The 21,045-nt window shown below is 62.9% G+C and carries 21 protein-coding genes; 11 read left to right on the top strand and 10 right to left on the bottom strand.

What is annotated here, in order from left to right; all coding sequences use genetic code 11:
- Nucleotides 1-30 precede the first annotated feature (30 nt).
- The 4 genes from pcaF to ACUN8C_RS00565 all read right to left on the bottom strand — a co-directional run bounded on the left by pcaF (nt 31) and on the right by ACUN8C_RS00565 (nt 4,281).
- Nucleotides 31-1,233 (bottom strand): 3-oxoadipyl-CoA thiolase, encoded by a 1,203-nt coding sequence (gene pcaF / locus ACUN8C_RS00550; RefSeq protein ID WP_445620444.1) that lies wholly within the window; start codon nt 1,231-1,233, stop codon nt 31-33.
- Nucleotides 1,230-2,069, bottom strand: a complete 840-nt coding sequence (locus tag ACUN8C_RS00555; RefSeq protein WP_445620445.1) for a CoA-transferase subunit beta — start codon at nt 2,067-2,069, stop codon at nt 1,230-1,232. Before ACUN8C_RS00555 ends, pcaF begins: the two co-directional genes overlap by 4 nt.
- Nucleotides 2,066-2,890 carry a CoA transferase subunit A gene (locus ACUN8C_RS00560; RefSeq protein WP_445620446.1) on the bottom strand — a complete coding sequence of 275 codons (825 nt, stop codon included), beginning with the start codon at nt 2,888-2,890 and terminating at the stop codon, nt 2,066-2,068. Before ACUN8C_RS00560 ends, ACUN8C_RS00555 begins: the two co-directional genes overlap by 4 nt.
- A 242-nt stretch (nt 2,891-3,132) precedes the next feature.
- A complete protein-coding gene (locus tag ACUN8C_RS00565) occupies nt 3,133-4,281 on the bottom strand; it encodes a lyase family protein (protein ID WP_445620447.1) in 1,149 nt (382 codons plus the stop codon).
- A 155-nt stretch (nt 4,282-4,436) separates the two neighbouring features.
- Between ACUN8C_RS00565 and ACUN8C_RS00570 the strand changes: the two genes are divergently transcribed.
- The 3 genes from ACUN8C_RS00570 (at nt 4,437) to pcaG (ending at nt 6,915) form a co-directional block, all read left to right on the top strand.
- Nucleotides 4,437-5,237: an IclR family transcriptional regulator domain-containing protein gene (locus ACUN8C_RS00570; protein ID WP_445620448.1), complete on the top strand. Its 801-nt coding sequence runs from the start codon at nt 4,437-4,439 to the stop codon at nt 5,235-5,237.
- 283 nt (nt 5,238-5,520) lie between these two features.
- On the top strand, nt 5,521-6,258 hold the full coding sequence (gene pcaH, locus ACUN8C_RS00575; protein WP_445620449.1) for a protocatechuate 3,4-dioxygenase subunit beta: 738 nt from the start codon (nt 5,521-5,523) through the stop codon (nt 6,256-6,258).
- Between the two features lie 18 nt (nt 6,259-6,276).
- On the top strand, nt 6,277-6,915 hold the full coding sequence (gene pcaG / locus ACUN8C_RS00580; protein WP_445620450.1) for a protocatechuate 3,4-dioxygenase subunit alpha: 639 nt from the start codon (nt 6,277-6,279) through the stop codon (nt 6,913-6,915).
- 91 nt (nt 6,916-7,006) lie between these two features.
- Here pcaG and ACUN8C_RS00585 read toward each other — a convergent pair whose 3' ends face one another.
- From ACUN8C_RS00585 to ACUN8C_RS00595, 3 genes are all read right to left on the bottom strand, one after another.
- Entirely contained in the window at nt 7,007-8,029 is a 1,023-nt protein-coding gene (locus ACUN8C_RS00585; protein ID WP_445621885.1) for a TRAP transporter substrate-binding protein, read from the bottom strand.
- Nucleotides 8,030-8,115: 86 nt separating this feature from the next.
- The gene (locus tag ACUN8C_RS00590) at nt 8,116-9,087 is read right to left on the bottom strand and encodes a PDR/VanB family oxidoreductase (protein ID WP_445620451.1); all 972 of its coding nucleotides are present in this window, start codon (nt 9,085-9,087) and stop codon (nt 8,116-8,118) included.
- An 81-nt stretch (nt 9,088-9,168) separates the two neighbouring features.
- A complete protein-coding gene (locus ACUN8C_RS00595; protein ID WP_445620452.1) occupies nt 9,169-10,224 on the bottom strand; it encodes an aromatic ring-hydroxylating dioxygenase subunit alpha in 1,056 nt (351 codons plus the stop codon).
- A 152-nt stretch (nt 10,225-10,376) separates the two neighbouring features.
- Here ACUN8C_RS00595 and ACUN8C_RS00600 point away from each other — a divergent pair, with 152 nt between their 5' ends.
- Nucleotides 10,377-11,066 (top strand): GntR family transcriptional regulator, encoded by a 690-nt coding sequence (locus ACUN8C_RS00600; protein ID WP_445620453.1) that lies wholly within the window; start codon nt 10,377-10,379, stop codon nt 11,064-11,066.
- 22 nt (nt 11,067-11,088) lie between these two features.
- Here ACUN8C_RS00600 and ACUN8C_RS00605 read toward each other — a convergent pair whose 3' ends face one another.
- On the bottom strand, nt 11,089-11,976 hold the full coding sequence (locus tag ACUN8C_RS00605; protein ID WP_445620454.1) for a helix-turn-helix domain-containing protein: 888 nt from the start codon (nt 11,974-11,976) through the stop codon (nt 11,089-11,091).
- Nucleotides 11,977-12,123: 147 nt separating this feature from the next.
- On the opposite strand from ACUN8C_RS00605, the gene pobA reads away from it, so the two are divergent.
- From pobA to ACUN8C_RS00625, 4 genes are all read left to right on the top strand, one after another.
- On the top strand, nt 12,124-13,308 hold the full coding sequence (gene pobA, locus ACUN8C_RS00610) for a 4-hydroxybenzoate 3-monooxygenase (protein WP_445620455.1): 1,185 nt from the start codon (nt 12,124-12,126) through the stop codon (nt 13,306-13,308).
- A 145-nt stretch (nt 13,309-13,453) separates the two neighbouring features.
- Nucleotides 13,454-14,485: a TRAP transporter substrate-binding protein gene (locus ACUN8C_RS00615; protein ID WP_445620456.1), complete on the top strand. Its 1,032-nt coding sequence runs from the start codon at nt 13,454-13,456 to the stop codon at nt 14,483-14,485.
- A 40-nt stretch (nt 14,486-14,525) separates the two neighbouring features.
- On the top strand, nt 14,526-15,053 hold the full coding sequence (locus ACUN8C_RS00620) for a TRAP transporter small permease (RefSeq protein ID WP_445620457.1): 528 nt from the start codon (nt 14,526-14,528) through the stop codon (nt 15,051-15,053).
- Between the two features lies 1 nt (nt 15,054).
- The gene (locus ACUN8C_RS00625) at nt 15,055-16,347 is read left to right on the top strand and encodes a TRAP transporter large permease (protein ID WP_445620458.1); all 1,293 of its coding nucleotides are present in this window, start codon (nt 15,055-15,057) and stop codon (nt 16,345-16,347) included.
- A gap of 120 nt (nt 16,348-16,467) precedes the next feature.
- Here the strand turns inward: ACUN8C_RS00625 and ACUN8C_RS00630 are convergent, their stop codons facing one another.
- Nucleotides 16,468-18,243: a feruloyl-CoA synthase gene (locus ACUN8C_RS00630; RefSeq protein ID WP_445620459.1), complete on the bottom strand. Its 1,776-nt coding sequence runs from the start codon at nt 18,241-18,243 to the stop codon at nt 16,468-16,470.
- A gap of 242 nt (nt 18,244-18,485) precedes the next feature.
- Between ACUN8C_RS00630 and ACUN8C_RS00635 the strand changes: the two genes are divergently transcribed.
- Entirely contained in the window at nt 18,486-19,004 is a 519-nt protein-coding gene (locus ACUN8C_RS00635) for a MarR family winged helix-turn-helix transcriptional regulator (protein ID WP_445620460.1), read from the top strand.
- 13 nt (nt 19,005-19,017) lie between these two features.
- Nucleotides 19,018-19,497 carry a DUF3237 domain-containing protein gene (locus ACUN8C_RS00640; protein WP_445620461.1) on the top strand — a complete coding sequence of 160 codons (480 nt, stop codon included), beginning with the start codon at nt 19,018-19,020 and terminating at the stop codon, nt 19,495-19,497.
- Nucleotides 19,498-19,534: 37 nt separating this feature from the next.
- On the opposite strand, the gene ACUN8C_RS00645 is transcribed toward ACUN8C_RS00640, so the two are convergent.
- On the bottom strand, nt 19,535-20,029 hold the full coding sequence (locus tag ACUN8C_RS00645; protein ID WP_445620462.1) for a MarR family winged helix-turn-helix transcriptional regulator: 495 nt from the start codon (nt 20,027-20,029) through the stop codon (nt 19,535-19,537).
- Between the two features lie 93 nt (nt 20,030-20,122).
- Between ACUN8C_RS00645 and ACUN8C_RS00650 the strand changes: the two genes are divergently transcribed.
- Nucleotides 20,123-20,953, top strand: coding sequence for a p-hydroxycinnamoyl CoA hydratase/lyase (locus ACUN8C_RS00650; RefSeq protein WP_445620463.1), 831 nt, complete (start codon nt 20,123-20,125; stop codon nt 20,951-20,953).
- Nucleotides 20,954-21,045 lie beyond the last annotated feature (92 nt).

A 21,045-nucleotide genomic window follows, 5' to 3' on the forward strand; every position in this document is an offset into this window, starting at 1 on the left:
CCTTGTATTTATAGGGTCATGAAAGGTCGATCATAGTCGTTCCAGCACGGTTGCGATGCCCTGACCTACGCCTATACACATGGTACACAGCGCAAAGCGCTTGCGGCGCTGTTCAAGCTCGTGCATGGCGCTGGCGATAATGCGACCGCCCGACATGCCCAGCGGATGACCGAGTGCGATGGCACCGCCGTTGGGATTGACCCGCGGGTCGTCATCACTCACCCCCAGCTCGCGCAGGCAGGCCAGCGCCTGAGCGGCAAAGGCCTCGTTCAGTTCGATGTGATCCATCTGATCCAGCGTCATGCCCAGCCGGTCGAGCAGTTTCCGGGTGGCCGGCACCGGCCCCATGCCCATGATGCGCGGTTCGACCCCGGCGGTCGCCATACCGTGCAGGCGGGCCATCGGCGTGAGATTGAACCGTTTCACCGCGGCCTCACTGGCGACCAGCATCGCCACGGCCCCATCGTTGACGCCGGAGGCGTTGCCGGCAGTGATGCTGCCGCCCTCGCGAAAGGGCGTGGGCAGGCCGGCGAGCTTTTCAAGCGTGGTCTCGCGCGGATGCTCGTCGGTCTCGAACATCAGCGGCGGCTGCTTGCGCCGGGCCACTTCAAACGGCTCGATCTCCAGCGCCAGGCGGCCACTGTCCTGCGCCCGCTTCGTACGCTGCTGGGAGGCGAGGGCAAAGCGGTCCTGGTCCTCACGCGAGATATTGAACTGTTCGGCCACGTTCTCGGCCGTTTCGGGCATCGAATGCGTCCCAAAACGCTCTTTCATCAGACGATTGACGAAGCGCCAGCCGATGGTGGTGTCCTCCATCGTCTGGCCGCGGGAGAAGGCGCTGTCCGCCTTGCCCAGAACGTAGGGCGCGCGCGACATCGACTCGACCCCGCCGGCCAGCATCAGTTCGGCCTCGCCGGCTCGAATCGCCCGCGCCGCAGTGCCGATGGCGTCCATGCTGGAGCCGCACAGCCGGTTGATGGTGGTGCCGGGCACGCTGTCCGGCAGGCCGGCCAATAGCGCCGCCATGCGGGCCACGTTGCGGTTGTCCTCACCGGCCTGGTTGGCGCAGCCCATGATGACGTCATCGATGGCGGCCGGGTCGAGCCCGGGGGCCTGACGCAGCACGGCTTCAAATATGCGGGCCGCCATGTCATCGGGGCGCACGCTTGAGAGCGCGCCGCCGAATTTGCCCACAGCGGTGCGCCTGGGGTGGCAGAGATAGACGTCCGTCATGCGCTGACCTCCTCGGAATGGCCGGCGTGGTGGCGCTCGGTACGCGCCTTGAGCTCGCGCAGCGTGCTGACTTCATGCGCGCTGGGCTCGGGGGTAGCATCAGGCGACTCGACAAAGCGCACCGGCCAGCCGGTGGCATCCACAATCTGCTCGCGGGTGACGCCGGGATGAATCGAGGTGACCACCAGTTCGTGCGTGTCCGGGTCCGGTCGCATCAGGCACAGGTCGGTAATCACCAGCGTCGGGCCGCGGCCGATGTGACGGGCGGTTTCGGGGTGAAGGTCGTCACGGGCCCGGCCATCGCGCCCGAAGCCGAGGCTGGTGATGAAATCGACCTCTTCGACAAAGGCGCGCGGCGAGTGCTTGATCATGACAAACACTTCGCGCGAATTGGTGGCGATCTCAGGGGCACCGCCACCGCCGGGCAGACGCACCTTCGGTTCACGGTAATCACCGATCAGCGTGGTGTTGAGATTGGCGTAGCGATCGATCTGGGCGGTGCCGAGAAAGCCCACATCGACCCGGCCGCCCTGCAGCCAGTAGCGAAACATCTCCGGTACTGACACGGTGGCCAGCGCCGTATCACACAGCTCGCCGTCGCCGATGGACAGCGGCAGCACGTCGGGCCTTGTCTGCAGGGTGCCGGATTCGTAGATCAATACCGTATTGGGGGCATGGGTCAGGCGGGCCAGATTGGCAGCCTCGCTGGGCAGGCCGATGCCGACAAAGCAGGTGGTGCCATTGGTCAGCGCGCGGGAGGCCGTCACCGTCATCATTTCGGTGGCGGTGTAGTCCCGGGCCGTCGTGTTGTCATGGACAGGGGTCATTTCACTCATGCAGACACTCCTTCTTCAACGGTCATGACGTGATCTTCCATCCACTGGCGGAAGGTGTCGCGGTCGCGGGCAATGGTGTCCCACTGCTTGTAGAAGTCATTGCGCCGGCCGTAGTAGCCGTGGGTGTAGGACGGCGCGGCGCCACCGGGGGCGACGGCGATGGCGCTGATGGCCCAGGCCGGCAGCACGCAGGCATTGGGATGGGCCTCCAGGCTGTCCACAACTTCCTCGACGGTCACCACGCTGCGGCGGGCGGCCAGTACGGCTTCCTTCTGCACGCCGATGATGCCCTCGATCAGCACGTTGCCGGCCCGATCTGCTTTCTGGGCATGGACGACGGTGACATCGGGGCGATTGGCCGGAATGGCGGCCAGGCGCTCGCCGGTGAAGGGACAGTCGATGTGGCGAATGTCCTGGTTGACCCTCGGCAGGTCACTGCCGATATAGCCCCGCAGCACGGCCAGCGGCAGCCCGGCGGCACCGGCCTCCCAGGCACACGCCATGGCGGCGTGGCTATGCTCGAGAATCTCGAGTTTCGCGGGGTAGTGCTTTTCGACCGCGTCGCGCAGGCGATGCAGCGAGCCGACCCCGGGGTTGCCCCCCCAGGAAAAGATCAGCTTCGAGGCGCAGCCCATGCCGATCATCTGGTCATAAAGCAGGTCCGGGGTCATGCGAATCAGCGTCAGATTCTGGCGCTTCTGGCGGATGATCTCATGGCCGGCGGCAAACGGGATGAGATGGGTAAACCCTTCCAGCGCCACGGTATCGCCATCGTGGACATGGCGGGCGATGGCCTCGTGAAGCGAGAGAAATTCAGCCATGAGACGGCCCTCTTTGTTCGCTATGTGAACTTTATGTTTGCAATGCGAACCAGATTAGGGCGAGGCCGAGCAGGCCGTCAATACACTCAAGGGGGCAGGGTATGGCGTAGAATTTATGAATATCCAGCGACAGGTTATTGTTCCAAAAGCACAAAATGCCGCCAGCCCATGAGGGCGGCGGCAGTAAAAATGCGACCAAGGTCTATTGAGCGGCGAGATGGCGCCCTGATTGAACCGCGTGACTACCGGGCCAGATGCGCCAGTACCCGATCAATCTGGCGGTGGCTGCTGTCGGTATCCTGCCGGGTGGCCACGTTCAGGGCGGCCAGCCGCGAGGCCATCACATCCTCGTGAACTTCCAGCCCTTCCAGCAGCACGGCGAGCTGTAACAGGGCACCTTCCAGCAGCTGCTGGCTCTCGATCAGCGGCGCCCACTCGCTGTGCCACTCGCCCAGACCGCGCTCCAGTGGCTGGCTGGCGGCGTTGATCACGGTGGCCGTATGACCGTGAACGTGGCGGGTGGCGGTGCGAATCAGTGCGCAGCGTACCGGATTGCGCTTGTGGGCCATCGACGAGGAGCCCCCCACGCCTTCGCCCGCGGGTTCGCTCAGCTCATTGATCTCGCTTTGTGCCAGCAGGGCCACATCAAGGGCGATCTTGTCAGCGGCGGTGGCGAGCGCATCCAGCGCGGTGATCAGGGCATGAATCGGCTGGCGGTCGGTATGCCAGGGCAGCAGCGGCGCGCGCAGTCCCATCGAGGCGGCCAGCGTCTCCATGATGGCAAGCCCGTCCTCCAGGCCGTTGTGGATGCCCACCGGGCCACCAAACTGCACCGGCAGACCTGTCTCGACAAGGTCGTTCAGGCGCGCTCTGGCCTCATCGAGCTGCAGGGCCCACTGGGCCGTGCGCACACCAAAGGTGATCGGCAGGGCCTGCTGCATCAGGGTGCGCCCGATCATGGCGGTATCGCGGTGGCGATCCATCAGCGCGGCCAGTGCGCGCAGGTTGCGCTGAGCCAGCATCAGCAGGGTGGGCAGCCGTTGCTGGCTCAAGAGCATCAGGGCACTGTCGAGCACGTCCTGGCTGGTGGCGGCAAAGTGAAAATGGGCCCGCAGAGGCTCGGGCAGGGCGGCCTTTGCCTGGCGCACGAAGGGAATGGCCACGTTGCCGCCCAGCGCCGTGCCGGCTTCGAGATCCTCGAGATCAAAGACGTGCTCGGCAAGATGCTGGCGCAGCGTGTCGCCGGTACCGGCGGGCAGCACGCCGTGGCGCTCTTCGCTGTCGGCCAGCGCCAGTTCAAAGTGCTTCATGGCATTGATCAGGGCGGCGTTGTCAAAATGCTCAAGCGCTGCCCGGCTCATGAAAGGGTGCTGAAGAAATGCGCAGGCCATGGTGTCTCCCCGCTATTGCGCTAATGCAGATACTCTGCGACCTTTTGTACGTTGAGCGAACAACCTTATCCTGGCATGCGCCCCTGACGCTGGCGAGCGTCGACGCAGGCTGCTTTTGCCCCCTTTTTTCGAGATCCCTTCAGGAGAACCCTTCGATGGTGAAGTCGACCGACGGCGATGAAGACGCCGCGATCACACCGGACGATCGAGATTTCGTGACCGCGCTGGCCAGCGGTCTGGAGGTCATTTCGGCGTTTGATCAGGAACATCGCAGCATGACGCTCAGTGAAGTGGCGGCCCGCACCGGCATGAACCGGGCCCGAGCCCGCCGGTTTTTGCTGACCCTGCATGCGCTGGGCTACGTGGCGCGGTGCAAGCGTCAGTTCGAGCTCTCGCCGCGCGTGCTGTCGCTGGGTTATTCGTTTCTGTCGGCCAACAACTATCACTCGGTGGTCCAGCAGGGGCTGGAAGCGCTGACCGAGCGCACGGGGGAATCGGCATCTCTCGGGGTGCTCGACGGGCTCGAGGTGGTGTACGCCGCCCGCTCGGCTGCCCGCCACCGGCTAATGGCCATTACCCTGTCGGTGGGCACGCGCCTGCCGGCGCTTTACACCTCGATGGGACGCATTTTGCTGGCGCAGCTGGAGGAAGCCACGCTTGATACCCTGCTTGAGGGCGTCACGCTTGAAGCGCATACCGGGTACACCCTGACCGACATGGCGGCTTTTCGCGACGAGCTCGTCCGGGTCCGCCACGATGGCTACTGCGTGGTGGATCAGGAGCTTGATTCGGGCCTGCGCTCGCTGGCGGTGCCGCTGTATGCCGGGACCGGGCGGCTGCTGGGGGCGATCAATATCAGCACCAACGCCATGCGTATCTCCGAGCAGCAGTTGAGAGAGGACTTCCTGCCGCTGCTGCTGGAAAAACGCGATCAGCTGGCCCGTCACATGCAGTAAGTCGTCTTCAGTCAATCTTCTGCAGCAAGCCCTCTGCAGTAAGCCATTTGCAGTAAGCCATCTTCAGTAACCCCTGCCGGGCAGGCCTCTCCTGCCTGCAGTGTTCCTTAAACCGGTTGACCGGTCTGCGACCAAAGTGGTGATTGCCTTTTGCAGACCGGCTCCATAGTTTGGTTCGCATCACAAAGAATTGTTCATATCGCGAACAAATCGCCGGTAAGACAATTTTTCCCGCACCGCTGCCCGCCCGCCGAGCGCTTCATTCACCCACGAGATGCAAGCCATGTCGGATATAGAGAACAGGCGCTTTGTACCGCGCGATCGCAACTGGCACCCCGCCCCTCACACGCCAGGCTACAAGACGTCGGTGGCCCGCTCGCCGCGCCAGGCGCTGGTTAGTCTGCTGAAACCCACCGTATCCGAACTGTCCGGCCCGGATTTTCGTCAACTGCGCATGGGGCCGCACGACAACGATCTGCTGCTCAACTTCCGTGAGGATCCGCAGCACTCGGGCCTGCCGATCGGCGAGCGCATCATGATGCATGGTCGGGTCATCGATCAGTTCGGCAAGCCCATTCCCCACACGCTGGTGGAAATGTGGCAGGCCAACGCCGGCGGGCGCTACCGGCACAAGAAGGACCAGTATCTTGCCCCACTGGACCCCGGCTTTGGCGGTGTAGGGCGTTGTCTGACCGATGAGCAGGGGTGGTATCGCTTTCGCACCATCAGACCCGGCCCCTACCCCTGGCCCAACGACATCAACAGCTGGCGCCCGGCCCATATTCACGTCTCCGTGATGGGACCTTCGATCTCGACACGCCTGATCACCCAGATGTATTTCGAGGGCGATCCGCTGATTCCGCTGTGCCCCATCGTACAAACGCTGCGCGACCCCGAGGCCGTGGCCACCATGGTCGGGCGACTGGATATGGCCCACAGCCGCACCATGGACTGTCTGACCTACCGCTTTGATCTTGTCGTCCGCGGTGAACTGCAAACCTGGTTTGAAAATCAGGGTTAAGTGAAAAGGAGATCAGTCATGCAACAGCCCAATGCGCAACCGATGGCGGATGGCGTGCTGCGAGAAACCGCCTCACAGACCGCCGGGCCCTATGTCCACATCGGACTGGCGCTCGACATCGCCGGCCTGCCGCCGCGAGAGCAGGAGGTCTGGAACCGGCTGGCCGGTGATCAGGCCCGCGGAGAGCGCATCGAAATCGTTGGTCTGGTCATCGACGGCAATGGCGATACCGTCCGCGATGCCCTGCTGGAGGCTTGGCAGGCAGATGCCAGCGGCGAGTATCAGCCCCGCTTCGAGAGTGATGCGCCGTTTAACAGCTTCGGACGGACGGCCGCGACGGTGGAAAACGACGGCGAGTGGCAGTTTCTCACCATCAAGCCCGGTGCCGTGTCGCTTGCCAATGGTCGGCAAATGGCCCCGCACATCAACCTGACGGTGTTTGCCCGTGGCATCAATATCCACCTCAACACTCGGCTCTACTTTGAGGATGAAAGCGAGGCCAATGCGGGCTGTCCGGTCTTTAATGCCATTGAATCGCCCACGCGTCGCCAGACCTTGCTGGCCCGGCGTGAAGAGCGCGAAGGTGACGCCGGTGCGCGCTATCGCTTCGATATCCGCCTGCAGGGCGAAGGCGAGACGGTGTTTTTCGACTTTTAATCCTCTGCATCGTATCAAGGGTTCATGCCCTGACCGGGCCCGGCCCCAGAACAGGCCGTGACCGCGGCGGCCTGGTCCGCCGCCGCGCCCGTTATGCGCCCTGTTGCGAGCCTGTGCAGCGCTCGGCCAGACGCCGGGCATCATCGTAGACCGCCTGCGCGTTGCCCCCTGTCTTCTGCAGGTAAGTATCGATGGTCTCCTGCAGTACAGGGCCCCACTGCGGATCCTCCAGGGGCGCCTCCACGGCCAGAAACTCATGGCCCGCCTCGACGGCTTCCTCGCGGCCCTGCGCGATCAACTGGTCATACACGGCTGCGGCCTTCATCGACCACGCCATGCCACTGTGATCGTCGATAACGGCCCTGAGATTTGCCGGCAGGGCGTCGTAACGCTTTTGATTCATGGTCGCCACCAATGACAGATCATAAAGCGGCACTTCCGTGTGGTAGCGGGTCTGCTCATTGAGGCGAAAGGTTTTCATCGCCTCCCAGTTGAAGCTCAAGCCATCCAGCACGCCGCGCTGCATGGACGTAAAGACGTCCGGTGCCGGCATCCCTACGGCCTGGGCGCCCTGACGTGTCATCATGTCGCCGACCACCGAGGTCGGTCGTCGCAGGCGAAGACCGGCCATGTCAGCGGGTGTGGAGATCAGCTTGCGCTTCGTATGGAGATAGCCGGGGCCGGTCGTGAACATGAACAGCACATGGGAATCCCGATACTCATCGCCCAGCGCGCCCTGGTCATACAGCGATTGCAGCACGCAGGAACCCTGATGGCTGCTTTGCGAGATCCCGGGCAGCTCCACGACCTGAGTCAGCGGAAAGCGCCCGGCGTTGTAGCCCTGTGCGGTCGAGCCGATATCGGCGATGCCGGACACCGCGCTCTGATAGGTCTGGTCGGATTTGGCCAGGGTCTGGCCGGGAAAGACCTGCACCCTGAGCTCGCCGTTCGAAGCCTTTTCAACGCTTTTGGCCCAGGCCTGGAACAGTTCCCGGTCGATCAGGGAGCCCCCCGGCCAGACATGGGCAACGCGCAGGACTTCCGCGGCCCCGGCGGTATCCAATGGCACCGCCAGCGACAGGGCCAGTGCCGCACTTATCAGCGTGGTTCTCATCATGTGTCGTGTCTCTTTTGTTGTCATGACGGTCGGTAGAGGGCCATGAGACACCGCACCACTGTCGGCCGGAAGGCCTGAAGAGGTTAGAGGTCCAGCACCAGCAGCCGGCTTTTGGCGCGCGAGCAGCAGGGCGTGAACTGATCGTTGGCGGCGTGTTCATGCTCTTCAAGATATAGATCGCGATGGTCGGGTTCGCCTTCCAGAATACGGGTCAGGCAGGTGCCACAGACGCCCTGTTCGCAGGAAACCATGATCTCGATGCCGTTTTCGGTCAGCACCTGATAGACGCTCTTGTCTTCGGGCACGGTGAAGGTGGCCCCGCTGCTGGCGATTTTGACCTCAAAGCTGGTGTCGTCCTCATCCCTCTGCGCTGCGCCGCTGAAGTGCTCGCAGTGCAGCTGATCCTGCGGCCAGTCACAGGCCTTGAAGGTCGACAGGACATGATCGATAAACCCGGCCGGACCACAGACGTAGACGTGGGTATCCCTCGGTGCTGCCGCGGCAATTGCGGCGACATCGAGTCGGCCTGCCTCGGGTCGATCATCGTAATAAAAATGGGTTCGTCCGGCGGTGTCGCTTGTCTCGAGGCGCTCGGCAAAGGCCATGCGCGTCCGGGTGCGGGCGGCGTAGTGCAGCTCGACATCGGCATGCGTCTGTATCAGGCGATCAAACATGCACAGAATCGGCGTGATGCCGATGCCGCCGGCAAACAGCAGCGTATGCGTGGCCGGCTCGAGTTCGAAGTGATTGCGCGGCGCGCTGATCTGAAGCATGTCACCCTGCTTGAGGGTATCGTGCAGCGCCGTCGATCCGCCTCGCGAGGCAGGCTCGCGCAGGATGGCGATGTGATAGCGGTCACGTGTGTCGGACTGGCCGATCAGTGAATACTGGCGCACCAGCCCGTCACTGATGCGCACATCGATGTGGGCGCCGGCACTGAAGGCAGGCAGGGGTCGGCCATGCGGGTCGGCCAGTGTCAGGCCGATCACGTCTTCGGCCTCGACGCGTCGCTCGATGACCTGCACAAACATGGACAGGGTGCTGTTGCTCATCATGAGGCTCCTGTTCGGTCTCAAACCGAATCAAGGGACGAACGGCGCACAGGCGCCGTTCATTGATCGGTGGGCGAGGAGGGATCAGCCGGCGACAGCGGCCCCCTCTGCCGGGGCGGCCTCTTCGGCAAGCAGGCGATCGATGATGCGTCGGGCGCGCACGCCGCCGCCGTCAATGTTGAGGCTGAGCAACCGACGGTCAGGATAGGCGAGCAGATTTTTCTGCTGGGATTCCAGCATTTCCAGATCTTCGGCAAAGATCTTGCCCTGGCCCTCCCGAATGCGTTCGGTCAGCGCCTCGTCCTGCGGATTGAAGTTGCGCGCCATGCCCCAGAAATACCAGTGCGAGGTCTCGGTTTCCGGGGTAATGAAGTCGACCACCACACTGGCCACGCGCGACTCGGCCGGGGCATTGACACCGCCCTTGCCGGCTTCGGCGACGCCGACCTCGATCAGCACGTGGCTGGGTGGCGTGAAGCGACAGACCTGCCAGCGATCCACTGACATGTCCTCGGCCATGTTGTTGCCCCGCAGTGCTGCCTGCCAGAACGGTGGCGCGGTGATGTTTTCCATCTCCCGGCGCGTGATGACTTCATCGCCGTTGACCACGGTTTCGGGCGCGGCTTCCTCGATTTCGGCCTGGCCGATGCTGGAGGCGTGAATGTAGGTTTCGTGGGTCAGGTCCATGAGGTTGTCGATCATCAGGCGATAATCGCACTGGATGTGATACAGCCCGCCACCATAGGCCCAGTCGGGGTTGTTGGCCCAGTGCAGTTCCGGGATCAGTGCGGGGTCGGCCTGTTCGGCGTCACCGGTCCATACCCAGACAAAGCCGTGGCGCTCGACGACCGGATAAACGCGATTGGCAGGGAAGCCGCGCACACGCTGGCCGGGCATGCTGGAGCACTTGCCTTCGCAGTTCATCTCAAGCCCGTGATAGCCACAGACCAGCTGGCCATCACGCACGAACCCAAGCGACAGCGGCGCGCCTCGGTGCGGACAGAAATCCTCGACGGCGGCGACTTTGCCTTCCTCGGCGCGAAAGAACACGATCTTCTCGTTGCAGACGGTACGGCCCAGCGGCTTATCATCGATCTCTTCAGGCGTGCAGGCGACATACCAGACGTTTTTGGGAAACATGGTGTGGTCCTCATCATCGGTCGACAAATTATTAATATGTTATTGGATCCAGAGTAGAGACCTTTGAGGCTTGATTGGTCAATATATGCTTTGGTTGGATCCATTAATGCTGATCGTATTTACTCAAGACTTTTTTGACGCGGGGCAGGGCAGTGAGCAAAAACAATACGAGCGTGGTGGCCAGCCTGCGCCAGTGGATTCGCGAGGGGCGCTACCCGGCAGGCGAGCGCCTGGCCGAGCTGCATGTGGCCGAGCATCTGGGGGTATCACGCACCCCGGTAAGGCTGGCCTTTCGCACTCTTGAGCAGGAGGGGCTTCTGGAGCGCGCCGGCCAGCGCGGCTATCGCGTGCGCGCCTTTACCGAGACGGACATTCTCTGTGCGCTGGAGGTTCGGGGCGCGCTGGAAGGCCTCGCGGCCCGGCGGCTGGCGGAGCAGGGCCTGGCGCCAGCGGTCAGGACGCAGCTTGCCGACTGCCTCGAGCAGGGGCATGCCGTGCTGGCAAAAGGGTATCTGGAGGCCGACGATGTGACCGTCTGGAGTGAACTCAATCAGCGCTTTCACACCACCATCATTGGATCCATTGGCAGTCCGGTGATTGGTGATGCGCTGGCGCGCAACGATCACCTGCCATTTGCCTCGGCGGATTCGATCATTCTCGATACGCAGGCGCTGGACCGGGAATATCGCAAGCTCTACGTGGCCCAGACCCAGCATCAGGCGATTGTTCAGGCGCTGCGACAGGGCGAGGGCGCGCGGGCCGAAATGCTCATGCGCGAGCATGCCTATATCGGGCTGCGCTACGGCGAGCTGCTGAGTCTCGATCCTCCCGACAGGCGCTGAGCCGGGCTGCTGATCAATGCCTTCAGGGCAAACGCTGGCGAAAGGCGCGCGGCGTCTCACCGGTGTAGCGCTTGAAAAAGCGGGTGAAATAGCCGGGTTCGGAAAAGCCGAGCTGGTCGCTGATGGCGGCCACACTGTGGCGGGTATAGGTCAACTGCCGACGTGCCTCGAGCAGTAGCCGATCATGCAGCAGCTGCAGGGCGCTGCGCCCGGCCAGCATCCGGCAGACCTCATTGAGGTAGGCGCTGCTGATGCCGATGCCGGCTGCCAGCTGCGGCACGGTGGGCTGGTCACGAAAGCAGGTTTCGATCAGAGCCTGATAGCGCTGCAGGTGCTGTTCGCCCCGCTGGGAGGTCGGGCGCTGCTGATGGGGCTGCCAGCGCGCGCGTCGCCACAGCTGCAGGACGACCGCCTCGATCAGGGCATTGAGCATGGCTTCGCGCCCCTCCTGCTGGCCCATCGGGGTATGGCGGTATTCGGTGTGCAGCTGCTCGAAAAGCCCTGCCAGGGGCAGGCACTCGGCGCGCTCGGCCAAAGCGTAGTGATCATTACGATGGAGTACCTGCGCCTGGGGGAGACGCTGCTGGAGATCCTCGACCAGCGGTCGCGCCAGCGTGACGATGTGGCCTTCGGTGTCCGGTGAAAAGTGAAAGTCATGGGAGACCGCCGCCGGCACGCAGATCAGCGCCGGTGGCGTCAGACAGTAGGCCAGCTCGCCAAGGTGCGCACTGCCCCCGCCCCTTGTGAGCAGCAGCAGATGCATCAGGTCGGTGTGGCGATGGGGCCTGATCTGCCAGCCGTGGGGCCGACTGCGATCGGCAATGGTTTCGCAGTGCAAAAGATCCGGCGTGGGCCAGTCCCGGGTTTCACCGTACAGACGAAAGACAGGCACGGTCTGGGCTATCGTCATCACCAATCTTCCGGTCGGGCAGGGTCTGCCAGACTAAAGTCATCGAGTAATCCGCGGATATTGTCATTTCGTCGTTCATTTGTGCCTTAAAGGCGGGCGCCGTGAAGCAGAGAATGAAATCCATCATTTCTGTAACGGAAGTTCGCGATGCGTACAAAAGTGGCCATTATCGGCGCCGGCCCCGCCGGCCTGCTGCTGGGGCAGTTACTGCAGCGCCAGGGCATCGACAACGTGATCATGGAGCGCCGCTCGGGCGACTACGTGCTGGGTCGCATTCGGGCCGGCGTGCTGGAGCAGGGGACGGTGGATCTTTTGCGCGAGGCCGGGGTGGACCAGCGCCTCAGACAGGAAGGGATCGTTCATGACGGCTTCGAGCTGGCTCTGGGCCATCGCCGCGTGCGCATCGATCTGGCCGGGCTGACCGGGGGCAGGACGGTGACGATCTACGGCCAGACCGAGGTCACCCGTGATCTGATGGCGGCCCGCGCCGCGGCCGGGGCGACCACGATCTATGAGGCCGATGAGGTGGCGCTGCATGATCTCGACACCGAGCGGCCGCGGGTAACCTTTGAAAAAGACGGCGAGCACGTTCAGCTCGAGTGTGACTACGTGGCCGGCTGTGACGGCTTTCACGGCGTGTCGCGTCGCTCGATCCCCGAGGACCGGCTCAAGACCTTTGAGCGGGTCTATCCGTTTGGCTGGCTGGGCATGCTCTCCGAGACGCCGCCGGTCAATGAGGAGCTGATCTATTCAAGTCATGCGCGCGGTTTCGCCCTGTGCAGCCTGCGTTCACGACATCTCAGCCGCTACTACCTGCAGGTGCCGGCAGGGGAGAAGGTTGAACACTGGTCGGATGAGCGCTTCTGGACAGAGCTTGCCGCGCGGCTGCCCGAGGAGGTCGCCGAGCAGCTGGTGACCGGCCCTTCAATCGAGAAGAGCATCGCGCCGCTGCGCAGTTTCGTGGTCGAGCCCATGCAGTACGGTCGTCTGTTTCTGGCCGGAGACGCTGCCCACATTGTCCCGCCCACCGGGGCCAAGGGGCTGAATCTGGCTGCCAGCGACGTCCATACGCTCTATCAACTGATGGTCGGCATCTACCACAACGGCCGTACCGATCTTGTTTCCCGCTATTCCGACACCTGTCTGCGCCGTATCTGGAAGGCCGAGCGCTTTTCATGGTGGATGACTTCCAACCTGCACCGGTTTTCCGATCAGGAAGACTTCGAGCGACGTCTTCAGCAGGCCGAGCTTGATTACGCCACCGGCTCGCATGCCGGGCTTGTCACCATTGCCGAGAACTATGTCGGGCTGCCCCTTGAGTCGCTGACATAGCGCCGGCCCCGAGCGCTCAACTAAAGTCCGGCTACCTCGGACATGGCGAGCGGTTTACTGTGAGGCTTCAAGCGAACTTTTGTGCTTATGGCGAACAATGGCTGCGGTACAAAAGGCGATTTTCCACTCGGGGTCGGGAACACTCATGAACACTCGTTTTGGCACCTTCGTATTGACCGCTGCCATTGCCCTGCTCGGGGCCGGCCAGAGCCAGGCGGACACCACGCTTCGCATGTCGCATTTCTGGCCCGGTGGTTCGACCACCGACAAGGAGATCTTTCAGGCCTGGGCCAAGGCCGTCACGGAGCAGTCCGATGGCGAGCTGCGGGTTCAGAACTTCCCCTCCCAGACCCTGAGCAAGGCCGACGACACCTATGACGCCACCGTCAGAGGCATTACCGATATCGGCGTGACCGCCCAGGGCTATACGGCCGGGCGATTCCCGCTGTCCCAGATCGCGGAGCTGCCGGGCGTGATCGACAATGCCTCGCAGGGGGCCTGTGTCATGCAGACGCTCTATGACGAGGGTCAATTCGGCGATGAGTACAAGGACACCCACGTGTTGTTCATGTTCACTACCGGGCCGGGCTATATCCATACCCGTGAAACGGACGTGCAGACCCCGGCAGATCTGAAGGGGCTGCGTATTCGACGACCGACCGCGGTGGCCGGTGACATGCTCGAGAGCATGGGTGCCCGTCCGGTGGGCATGCCGGCCCCGGACATCTACACCTCGATGCAGCGCGGTGTGCTGGACGGTCTGAGCTTCCCCTGGGAGGGCATGAAGGTCTTCCGGCTCAATGAGCTGGCCCACTACCACACCCAGGTGCCGTTTTACGCCGTGGTGTTCGTGGCCACCATGAACAAGCAGGCCTATGAACGCCTCACCGACAGCGAGCGCGCGGTGATCGATGCCAACTCCGGCATGACATGGGCCAACAACGCCGGGGCTGTCTTCTCACGACTTGATGCTGCCGGCAGGCAGGAAGCGGAAGCGGCCGGCGACACCATTCGCGTGATCGATCATCCGCTGGACAACCCCGACTGGCAGGGGCCCTTGAAGCAGGGCATCGAGCACTATCTGGGTGGGCTCGAGTCGCGTGGCCTCGACCAGGGGCGCGAGGTGTATCAGGCGGCGCTCAAGGCCCGCAGTGCCTGTGACGCGCAGGCATCCTGACGCCTGCGCCAACATCCACGCGTGACACGGAGACATCACAATGCAGCAGGGACTTCTTCGACTCGGGCACTGGCTGGAGATGCTGTGTCGGCTGGTGGCCGGCGTGGCGCTGGCCGGCATGCTGGTGGTCACCGTGGCCGATGTCTCGCTGCGCTACCTGTATCGCTTGAGTGATGGCGCGGTGACGCTGCGGGTCTCCGGCAGCGTGGAGCTGGTCAGCTATTTGATGCTGTTTGCCCTGCTGGCGGCGATGGCCGCCAACGTCGAGAAGGGCCAGGTGGTGGTCGAGGCGTTCAGCCATCGACTCAATGACACCCTGAAGACCCGACTCAACGGCTTTTATCTGCTGGGGTTTGCAGCACTTGGCGTGCTGGTGGCGCTGGGGCTGTGGGACTCGGCGGTCAGTGCTCAGGGCCACGGTGAGGTGACCCAGGATCTTCGTCTGCCGATGGGGCCGATCTATTGGGTCGCCGCTGCACTGAGCCTTCTGCTGGGGGCACGCAGTCTGGTGTTTGCGGTGCTGGGGCTTGTCTTCCATTACCGCGTGGCCTCGGTCGAGGAGATCTGACATGGGAAGTGAAATGATCGGTGCGCTGGGCCTTGGCCTGTTGCTGGTGCTGATGGTGCTGCGGGTGCCGGTCGCGCTGACCATGCTGGTCGTCGGTGTGGGCGGTTTTGCCCAGGTGATCAGCTGGAACGCGGCGCTGTCGATGGTGCGCTCCGTGCCGGTCGAGGTGTTGACCAGCTATAGCTTCAGCGCCGTCCCGATGTTCATCCTGATGGGGGTGCTGGCTGCGCATTCGGGCATGGCCGGCAAGCTTTTTGATGCCACCCGCACCATCTGTGGTGGGTGGAAGGGCGGGCTTGCGATCTCGGCGATCGGCTCGTGTGGCATCTTTTCGGCGATTTCGGGCTCCTCGCTGGCCACCGCCAGCACCATGACCCGCGTCGCCCTGCCGGAGATGGAGCGACACGGTTATAACCGGGGGCTGGCCACGGGGGCGCTCGCCGCGGGGGGCACGCTGGGCATCATGATTCCACCCAGTATTGCACTGCTGATTTACGCCATCCTCACCGAGCAGTCGGTGGGCGACATGTTCATGGCCGGTCTGATTCCGGGCCTGATGGGGCTTTTGTTTTACTGCCTGACCATTACCGTGGTGATGCGTCTTCGCCCGTCGCTTGCGGTGGCGGGCGAGCCGACCCGCTGGGGGCAGAAGCTGGCCTCGCTGACCGGGCTGGTGCCGTTTTTTGGCGTCTTTTTGCTGATTATTCTGGGCATCTACTTCGGGATCTTTACGCCAACCGAAGGCGCCAGTATCGGTGCCTTCGCGACCCTGATCTACGCCGTGGCCAAGGGGATGCGCGCTGTTGGGCTGTGGCGGGCGCTGCAGGAGACCCTGGCGCTGTCCACGGTGGTGTTTTTCATGCTGGTCGGGGCCGAGACGCTGGGCTATTTCATCTCGGTGTCGCGCATCTCGTTTTCCATCTCGGACTATCTCTATAGCCTCGAACTTGCACCAATCGTGGTGTTGCTGTGCATTCTGGCGATGTATTTCATTCTCGGCATGTTCATGGACTCGCTGGCCATGCTGGTGATCACCGTACCGGTGGTCTATCCCATCATTCAGGCCGTGGGAATCGATCCGGTCTGGTTTGGCGTCGTCACGGTGCTGACCGTCGAGCTGGGACTGATCACACCGCCCGTCGGCATGAATGTCTTCGTCATCAAGGCGATGGCGCCCCACGTGGGGCTGGGAGAAATCTTTCGCGGCGTCACGCCGTTTATCATCTCGGACTTTATACGTCTGGCCCTTCTGATCCTGTTTCCGGCGCTCAGCCTGTATCTGGTCACCGGATAGCGCATCGTGGTCACCGGATAGCGCATCGTTTACCGAAGGGGCAATGAAGACGCCGACGATATCGTCGGCGTTCTGGCAGGTGCTCAGGGCATCAGGCCGACGAGGTCGCCTAGGTATTAATCAGGCCGGCAGAATCAGACGCGAAGAAGGGGCGTCGGCGTAGAGCTCGTCGACCAGGGCCGGGTAGCTTTCGCGGACCAGCCGCTGGTTGACCGACCCCTTGTCGGTGACTTCACCCCGATCCAGCGAAAGCGGAAAATCGAGTACCAGCAGCCGCTCCAGACGCATCGAGCTTGATCTGCCCTGCCAGTGCGTTTTCAGTCGTTCGCCCAGCATCGCTCTCAAGGCCTCGCTGCCTGCCGGGTCGTGCATGTCGCTGCCGAGCTGCTGCCGGCAGCCGGCCGGATGCAGCACCAGCAGTGCGGTCAGATAGTCGCGGCCCTCGCCGACGATGACCACGTCCTGGGCCACGGGCGCCAGCGCGTCGATGGCGGCCAGTCGCAGCGCACCCACGTTGACCCAGGTGCCGCTTGAAAGCTTGAAGTTCTCGCTGAGCCGCCCGTCAAAGATCAGCCCGCTGTCGGGATCCTGCGCGCTGGCAGGTCGCATGGCGTCTCCGGTGCAGTAATAGCCTTCCTCGTCAAAGGCCTCGAGGGTTCTGTCCGGGTCGCGCCAGTAGCCGGGGGTCACATTGAGTCCTTTCAGGCGTGCCTCCCACTTTTGGCCCGAGGGCACCAGCTTGACCTGCATACCGGGTACCGGTCGCCCGACCAGCCCCGGCGTTGCCGTGTCATCCACGGTGCAAAACGCCAGACAGGCCTCCGTGGAGCCCAGCCCGGTCAGCATCGGCAGCGGCTGGCCGGTGTGCGCCTGGCCAAGCGCATCGAGTGTCTTTCTGACATGGCCGGGCAGCGTTGCCCCGCCGAAATGCATCATCTCCAAACGCTGGAAAAACGTGTCGCGCAGTTGGGTATCGTCCTGCAGATGGCTGGCCAGCGACTCAAACCCCTTCGGGACGTTGCAGTAGAAGGTCGGGGAGATCTCGCGCAGATTGGCCACGCTTTTTTGAACCCCTTCGGGAGTCGGATTGCCGTCATCGATATACAGCGCCCCGCCGTGATACAGCGCCATGCCCATGATCGTGTTGCCGCCAAAGGTATGGTGCCAGGGCAGCCAGTCCACCAGCACCGGCGCCTCCCTTTCCAGAAAGGGCAGCTGACGTGCCAGCATGGCCTGGTTGCTGCAGAGCATGCGCTGGGTGTTGATCACGGCCTTGGGCATGCCGGTCGAGCCCGAGGTGAACAGCAGCTTGGCCACGCTGTCCGGGGTGACGGCGAGATGGGCACGCTCGACGCTGTCCCCTCGAAGCGGCGTTCGGGCAAGGGCCTCGAGGGACTGTGCCCGCGCTGCCGGGCGGGTGGCCACCAGCGCTGCATCGCCGCCAACGGCGTCCAGCGCTGCGGCAAAACGGGCTTCATCGTCGACGAAGACCAGTCCCGGTGTAACGGTATCGATAACATGGCGCAGCCGGGCATGGTCGCTGGCCACCAGCGCATAGGCCGGCGACACGGGCACACACGGAATGCCCACATGCAGGGCGGCACAGGTCAGCAGGGCGTGATGGAGGTCATTGCCCGACAGGATGATCAGCGGTCTCTCAGGCGACAGGTCATGGTCCAGCAGGGCCTGGGCAAGATGCACCATGTGCGTTGCCGCCTCGGAAAACGTCAGGGTTTTCCAGGGCGGCATGTCACGGGAGGTTTTAGCGGCGACGTCGCGCTGGGCAAGAAAGACAGCGTCGGGGCGTTTTTGCGCCCACATCAACAAACGCTCGGTCATACAGCGCGGGAAAGGCCCGATGACCCCGCCATCAAGATAGTACGTGGTGCCTGACATATCGTGCTCCTGCAGGGGGCTACTGTCGGACCTCATAAAGCGCTCCACCAGCAATAACCGGCATGATGATGGATGCCGAAACCATTTAGTTGTGTTGAGTAACTATATCCTTTTGCCAGAATGGCAGAATGAGACTTTAGCCCAGCACCGTTGCGGTATAAGGTGTCAAAAGCGTCACGATATTCGATGGAAGGTTGCTTTCATCCACTAACTGTTTCTCTTTTTGAAGGAAAAAAGACGCCATGCCCCCCCGTGACAAGGATGCGCCGATTCATCAGGTGGCCCCGGAAGCGACCGAGACCGGCCCCGTGGATGGACTGATTCTGGAGGAGCGCCTGGGCTATGCCCTGCGTCGTGCCCAGCTCAGGGTGTTCAAGCACTTTGATGAGGTCATGCGCGAGCACGATATTCGTCCGGCCCAGTTTTCGGCGCTGGTGATCATTGAAGGCCATCCGGGCGTCACGCAGTCGAGCCTGGCGCAGACGCTGGCGATCGATCCGCCGCGCGTCGTCAATCTGGTCAATACGCTGGAAGCCCGCGGTCTGGCGCTGCGGGTGCGCTGCAAGCGTGACCGTCGCTCATATGGCATTTTTCTGACGCGTGCCGGGGAGGCGCTGGTGGTCAGGCTCAAGGCGCTCTCGGAGCAGAGTGATCTGGCCGCCACCCAGGCGCTGAGCGAGACGGAAAGACGTCAACTGCTGGGGCTTTTGCGCAGGATCTACAGCCCGCAGGCATCGGATGAACCGGGATCAAACGAATAGGGGAGGGAATGTCATGTCGTTGACGGATCAAATACCACAGGGCCCGGCGCTTGAATTTGTTACCTGCCTGCATGTCGAGGTCGAAGCGCCTCTGGAGCTTGGCGAAAACGCTCGGGGACGCCGACGCTTTATCCCCATCATCGGCGGGTATTTTGAAGGCCCTGGGCTCAACGGGCGCGTTCTGGCCGGCGGCGGCGACTGGCAGACCCTGCGACCGGATGGCGTGGCCGAGCTTGAGGCGCGCTATTGCCTGCAGACCGATGGCGGCGATCTCATCGAGGTCACCAACATCGGCTATCGCCACGCCTCGCCGGCCGTCATGGCGCGCCTGCTCGAAGGCGAGGTCGTGCCTGCCGGAGAATATTACTTTCAGACCACGCCGCGTCTGCACACCACCAGCGCCGGTCTCGACTGGATCAACCGCACGATCTTTATCGGCGCCGCCCAGCGGCTGCCCGACGATGTCGTCATCAATGTGTTTTCAGTCAACTGAACCGCGCCACCATTGAAGGGCCGGCCCCGGCCCTTGTTCACTCGGTATCGATCAGCCCCGCCCCCAGCGCCTTGAGGGATTCCCGGAGGCAACGCTCAAGGACCACGCGCTGTTGATCGTCCAGTGACTCCATCATGCACGCCTCCAGCGCGCCGGCGGCCCGGTCACACTCGGCCAGCAGGCGCTTGCCCTCATCGGTCATGCTGATATGAATGATGCGGCCATGGTGCGGGTCAGGGCTACGCATCACCAGACCGCGCTGCTCCATCAGTCTGACCATCTCGTTGGCCGCCTGAGGGGACACCAGTGACCGGTCGGCCAGCTGAGCGTTGGAGAGCGGGCTGCGCCGTGCCAGCACAGAAAGTGCCGTGTACTGCTGCATGGTCAGCCCCAGCGGCCGAACGGCTTCACCAATATGTTTTCGCAGGGCACGATCCAGCCGGCCGATCAGGTACGGCACGCGTGGACTGCCCTCACGCCGAGGCGAATTGTCTGGTGCCGCGTCAGGGTGTGCATCGGAGATGGTGGTCATGTGCAAATTCCTCTTTCCAAGTGACGGGTCGCGCACTAGTATACGTCAGGTAAGTATCAGCCTACTTGATATAAAATTGACAGGTAACCTTACATGACAGACTACAACAATCGCTGGGATACCGTAGACGTCACCGTCGAGGATGGTATCGCCTGGGTCACGCTCAATCGCCCTGACAAGCGCAACGCCATGAGCCCCACGCTCAATCGCGAGATGATTGACGTGCTCGAAACCCTGGAGCTGGATGAAAACGCCCGGGTGCTGGTGCTCAGTGGCGCCGGCGAGTCGTTTTCGGCCGGCATGGACCTCAAGGAGTACTTCCGCGAGATTGATGCCAGCCCCGAGATCGTTCAGGTCAAGGTACGTCGCGACGCCTCGACCTGGCAGTGGAAACTGCTGCGTCACTACGCCAAGCCGACCATTGCCATGGTCAACGGCTGGTGCTTCGGCGGCGCCTTCTCACCGCTGGTGGCCTGTGACCTGGCGATTGCAGCTGATGACGCCGTATTCGGTCTGTCGGAAATCAACTGGGGCATTCCTCCAGGCAACCTGGTCAGCAAGGCCATGGCCGATACCGTCGGTCACCGCCAGGCGCTCTATTACATCATGACCGGCGAGACCTTTACCGGCCGTCAGGCTGCCGACATGGGGCTGGTCAATCGCAGTGTACCGCTGGCCGAGCTGCGCGAGACCACCAGGGCACTGGCAGCGACGCTGGGCGACAAGAACCCGGTGGTACTGCGGGCCGCCAAGACCGGCTTCAAGATGTGTCGGGAGCTGACCTGGGAGCAAAACGAGGAGTATCTGTATGCCAAGCTGGACCAGGCGCAGATGCTCGACCGGGAGCACGGTCGCGAGCAGGGCATGAAGCAGTTTCTGGATGATAAAAGCATCAAGCCCGGACTTCAGAGCTACCGTCGCTGAGTGCATGGCCCAAGTCAGGCCGCGGTTGAAAAAAATGACGGCGGCCTGTCGTTATCCCTGGCATCCCTGTGTTTATTTTTGATATCAACGGA

This window comes from Kushneria sp. Sum13 (assembly GCF_052692355.1).

Bases quoted from the DNA above. Each gene is read 5' to 3' on its own strand.
- pcaF (WP_445620444.1), bottom strand. From the start codon at position 1,233: ATGACGGACGTCTATCTCTGCCACCCCAGGCGCACCGCTGTGGGCAAA.
- ACUN8C_RS00555 (WP_445620445.1), bottom strand. From the start codon at position 2,069: ATGAGTGAAATGACCCCTGTCCATGACAACACGACGGCCCGGGACTAC.
- ACUN8C_RS00560 (WP_445620446.1), bottom strand. From the start codon at position 2,890: ATGGCTGAATTTCTCTCGCTTCACGAGGCCATCGCCCGCCATGTCCAC.
- ACUN8C_RS00565 (WP_445620447.1), bottom strand. From the start codon at position 4,281: ATGGCCTGCGCATTTCTTCAGCACCCTTTCATGAGCCGGGCAGCGCTT.
- ACUN8C_RS00570 (WP_445620448.1), top strand. From the start codon at position 4,437: ATGGTGAAGTCGACCGACGGCGATGAAGACGCCGCGATCACACCGGAC.
- pcaH (WP_445620449.1), top strand. From the start codon at position 5,521: ATGTCGGATATAGAGAACAGGCGCTTTGTACCGCGCGATCGCAACTGG.
- pcaG (WP_445620450.1), top strand. From the start codon at position 6,277: ATGCAACAGCCCAATGCGCAACCGATGGCGGATGGCGTGCTGCGAGAA.
- ACUN8C_RS00585 (WP_445621885.1), bottom strand. From the start codon at position 8,029: ATGAGAACCACGCTGATAAGTGCGGCACTGGCCCTGTCGCTGGCGGTG.
- ACUN8C_RS00590 (WP_445620451.1), bottom strand. From the start codon at position 9,087: ATGATGAGCAACAGCACCCTGTCCATGTTTGTGCAGGTCATCGAGCGA.
- ACUN8C_RS00595 (WP_445620452.1), bottom strand. From the start codon at position 10,224: ATGTTTCCCAAAAACGTCTGGTATGTCGCCTGCACGCCTGAAGAGATC.
- ACUN8C_RS00605 (WP_445620454.1), bottom strand. From the start codon at position 11,976: ATGACGATAGCCCAGACCGTGCCTGTCTTTCGTCTGTACGGTGAAACC.
- pobA (WP_445620455.1), top strand. From the start codon at position 12,124: ATGCGTACAAAAGTGGCCATTATCGGCGCCGGCCCCGCCGGCCTGCTG.
- ACUN8C_RS00615 (WP_445620456.1), top strand. From the start codon at position 13,454: ATGAACACTCGTTTTGGCACCTTCGTATTGACCGCTGCCATTGCCCTG.
- ACUN8C_RS00620 (WP_445620457.1), top strand. From the start codon at position 14,526: ATGCAGCAGGGACTTCTTCGACTCGGGCACTGGCTGGAGATGCTGTGT.
- ACUN8C_RS00625 (WP_445620458.1), top strand. From the start codon at position 15,055: ATGGGAAGTGAAATGATCGGTGCGCTGGGCCTTGGCCTGTTGCTGGTG.
- ACUN8C_RS00630 (WP_445620459.1), bottom strand. From the start codon at position 18,243: ATGTCAGGCACCACGTACTATCTTGATGGCGGGGTCATCGGGCCTTTC.
- ACUN8C_RS00635 (WP_445620460.1), top strand. From the start codon at position 18,486: ATGCCCCCCCGTGACAAGGATGCGCCGATTCATCAGGTGGCCCCGGAA.
- ACUN8C_RS00640 (WP_445620461.1), top strand. From the start codon at position 19,018: ATGTCGTTGACGGATCAAATACCACAGGGCCCGGCGCTTGAATTTGTT.
- ACUN8C_RS00645 (WP_445620462.1), bottom strand. From the start codon at position 20,029: ATGACCACCATCTCCGATGCACACCCTGACGCGGCACCAGACAATTCG.
- ACUN8C_RS00650 (WP_445620463.1), top strand. From the start codon at position 20,123: ATGACAGACTACAACAATCGCTGGGATACCGTAGACGTCACCGTCGAG.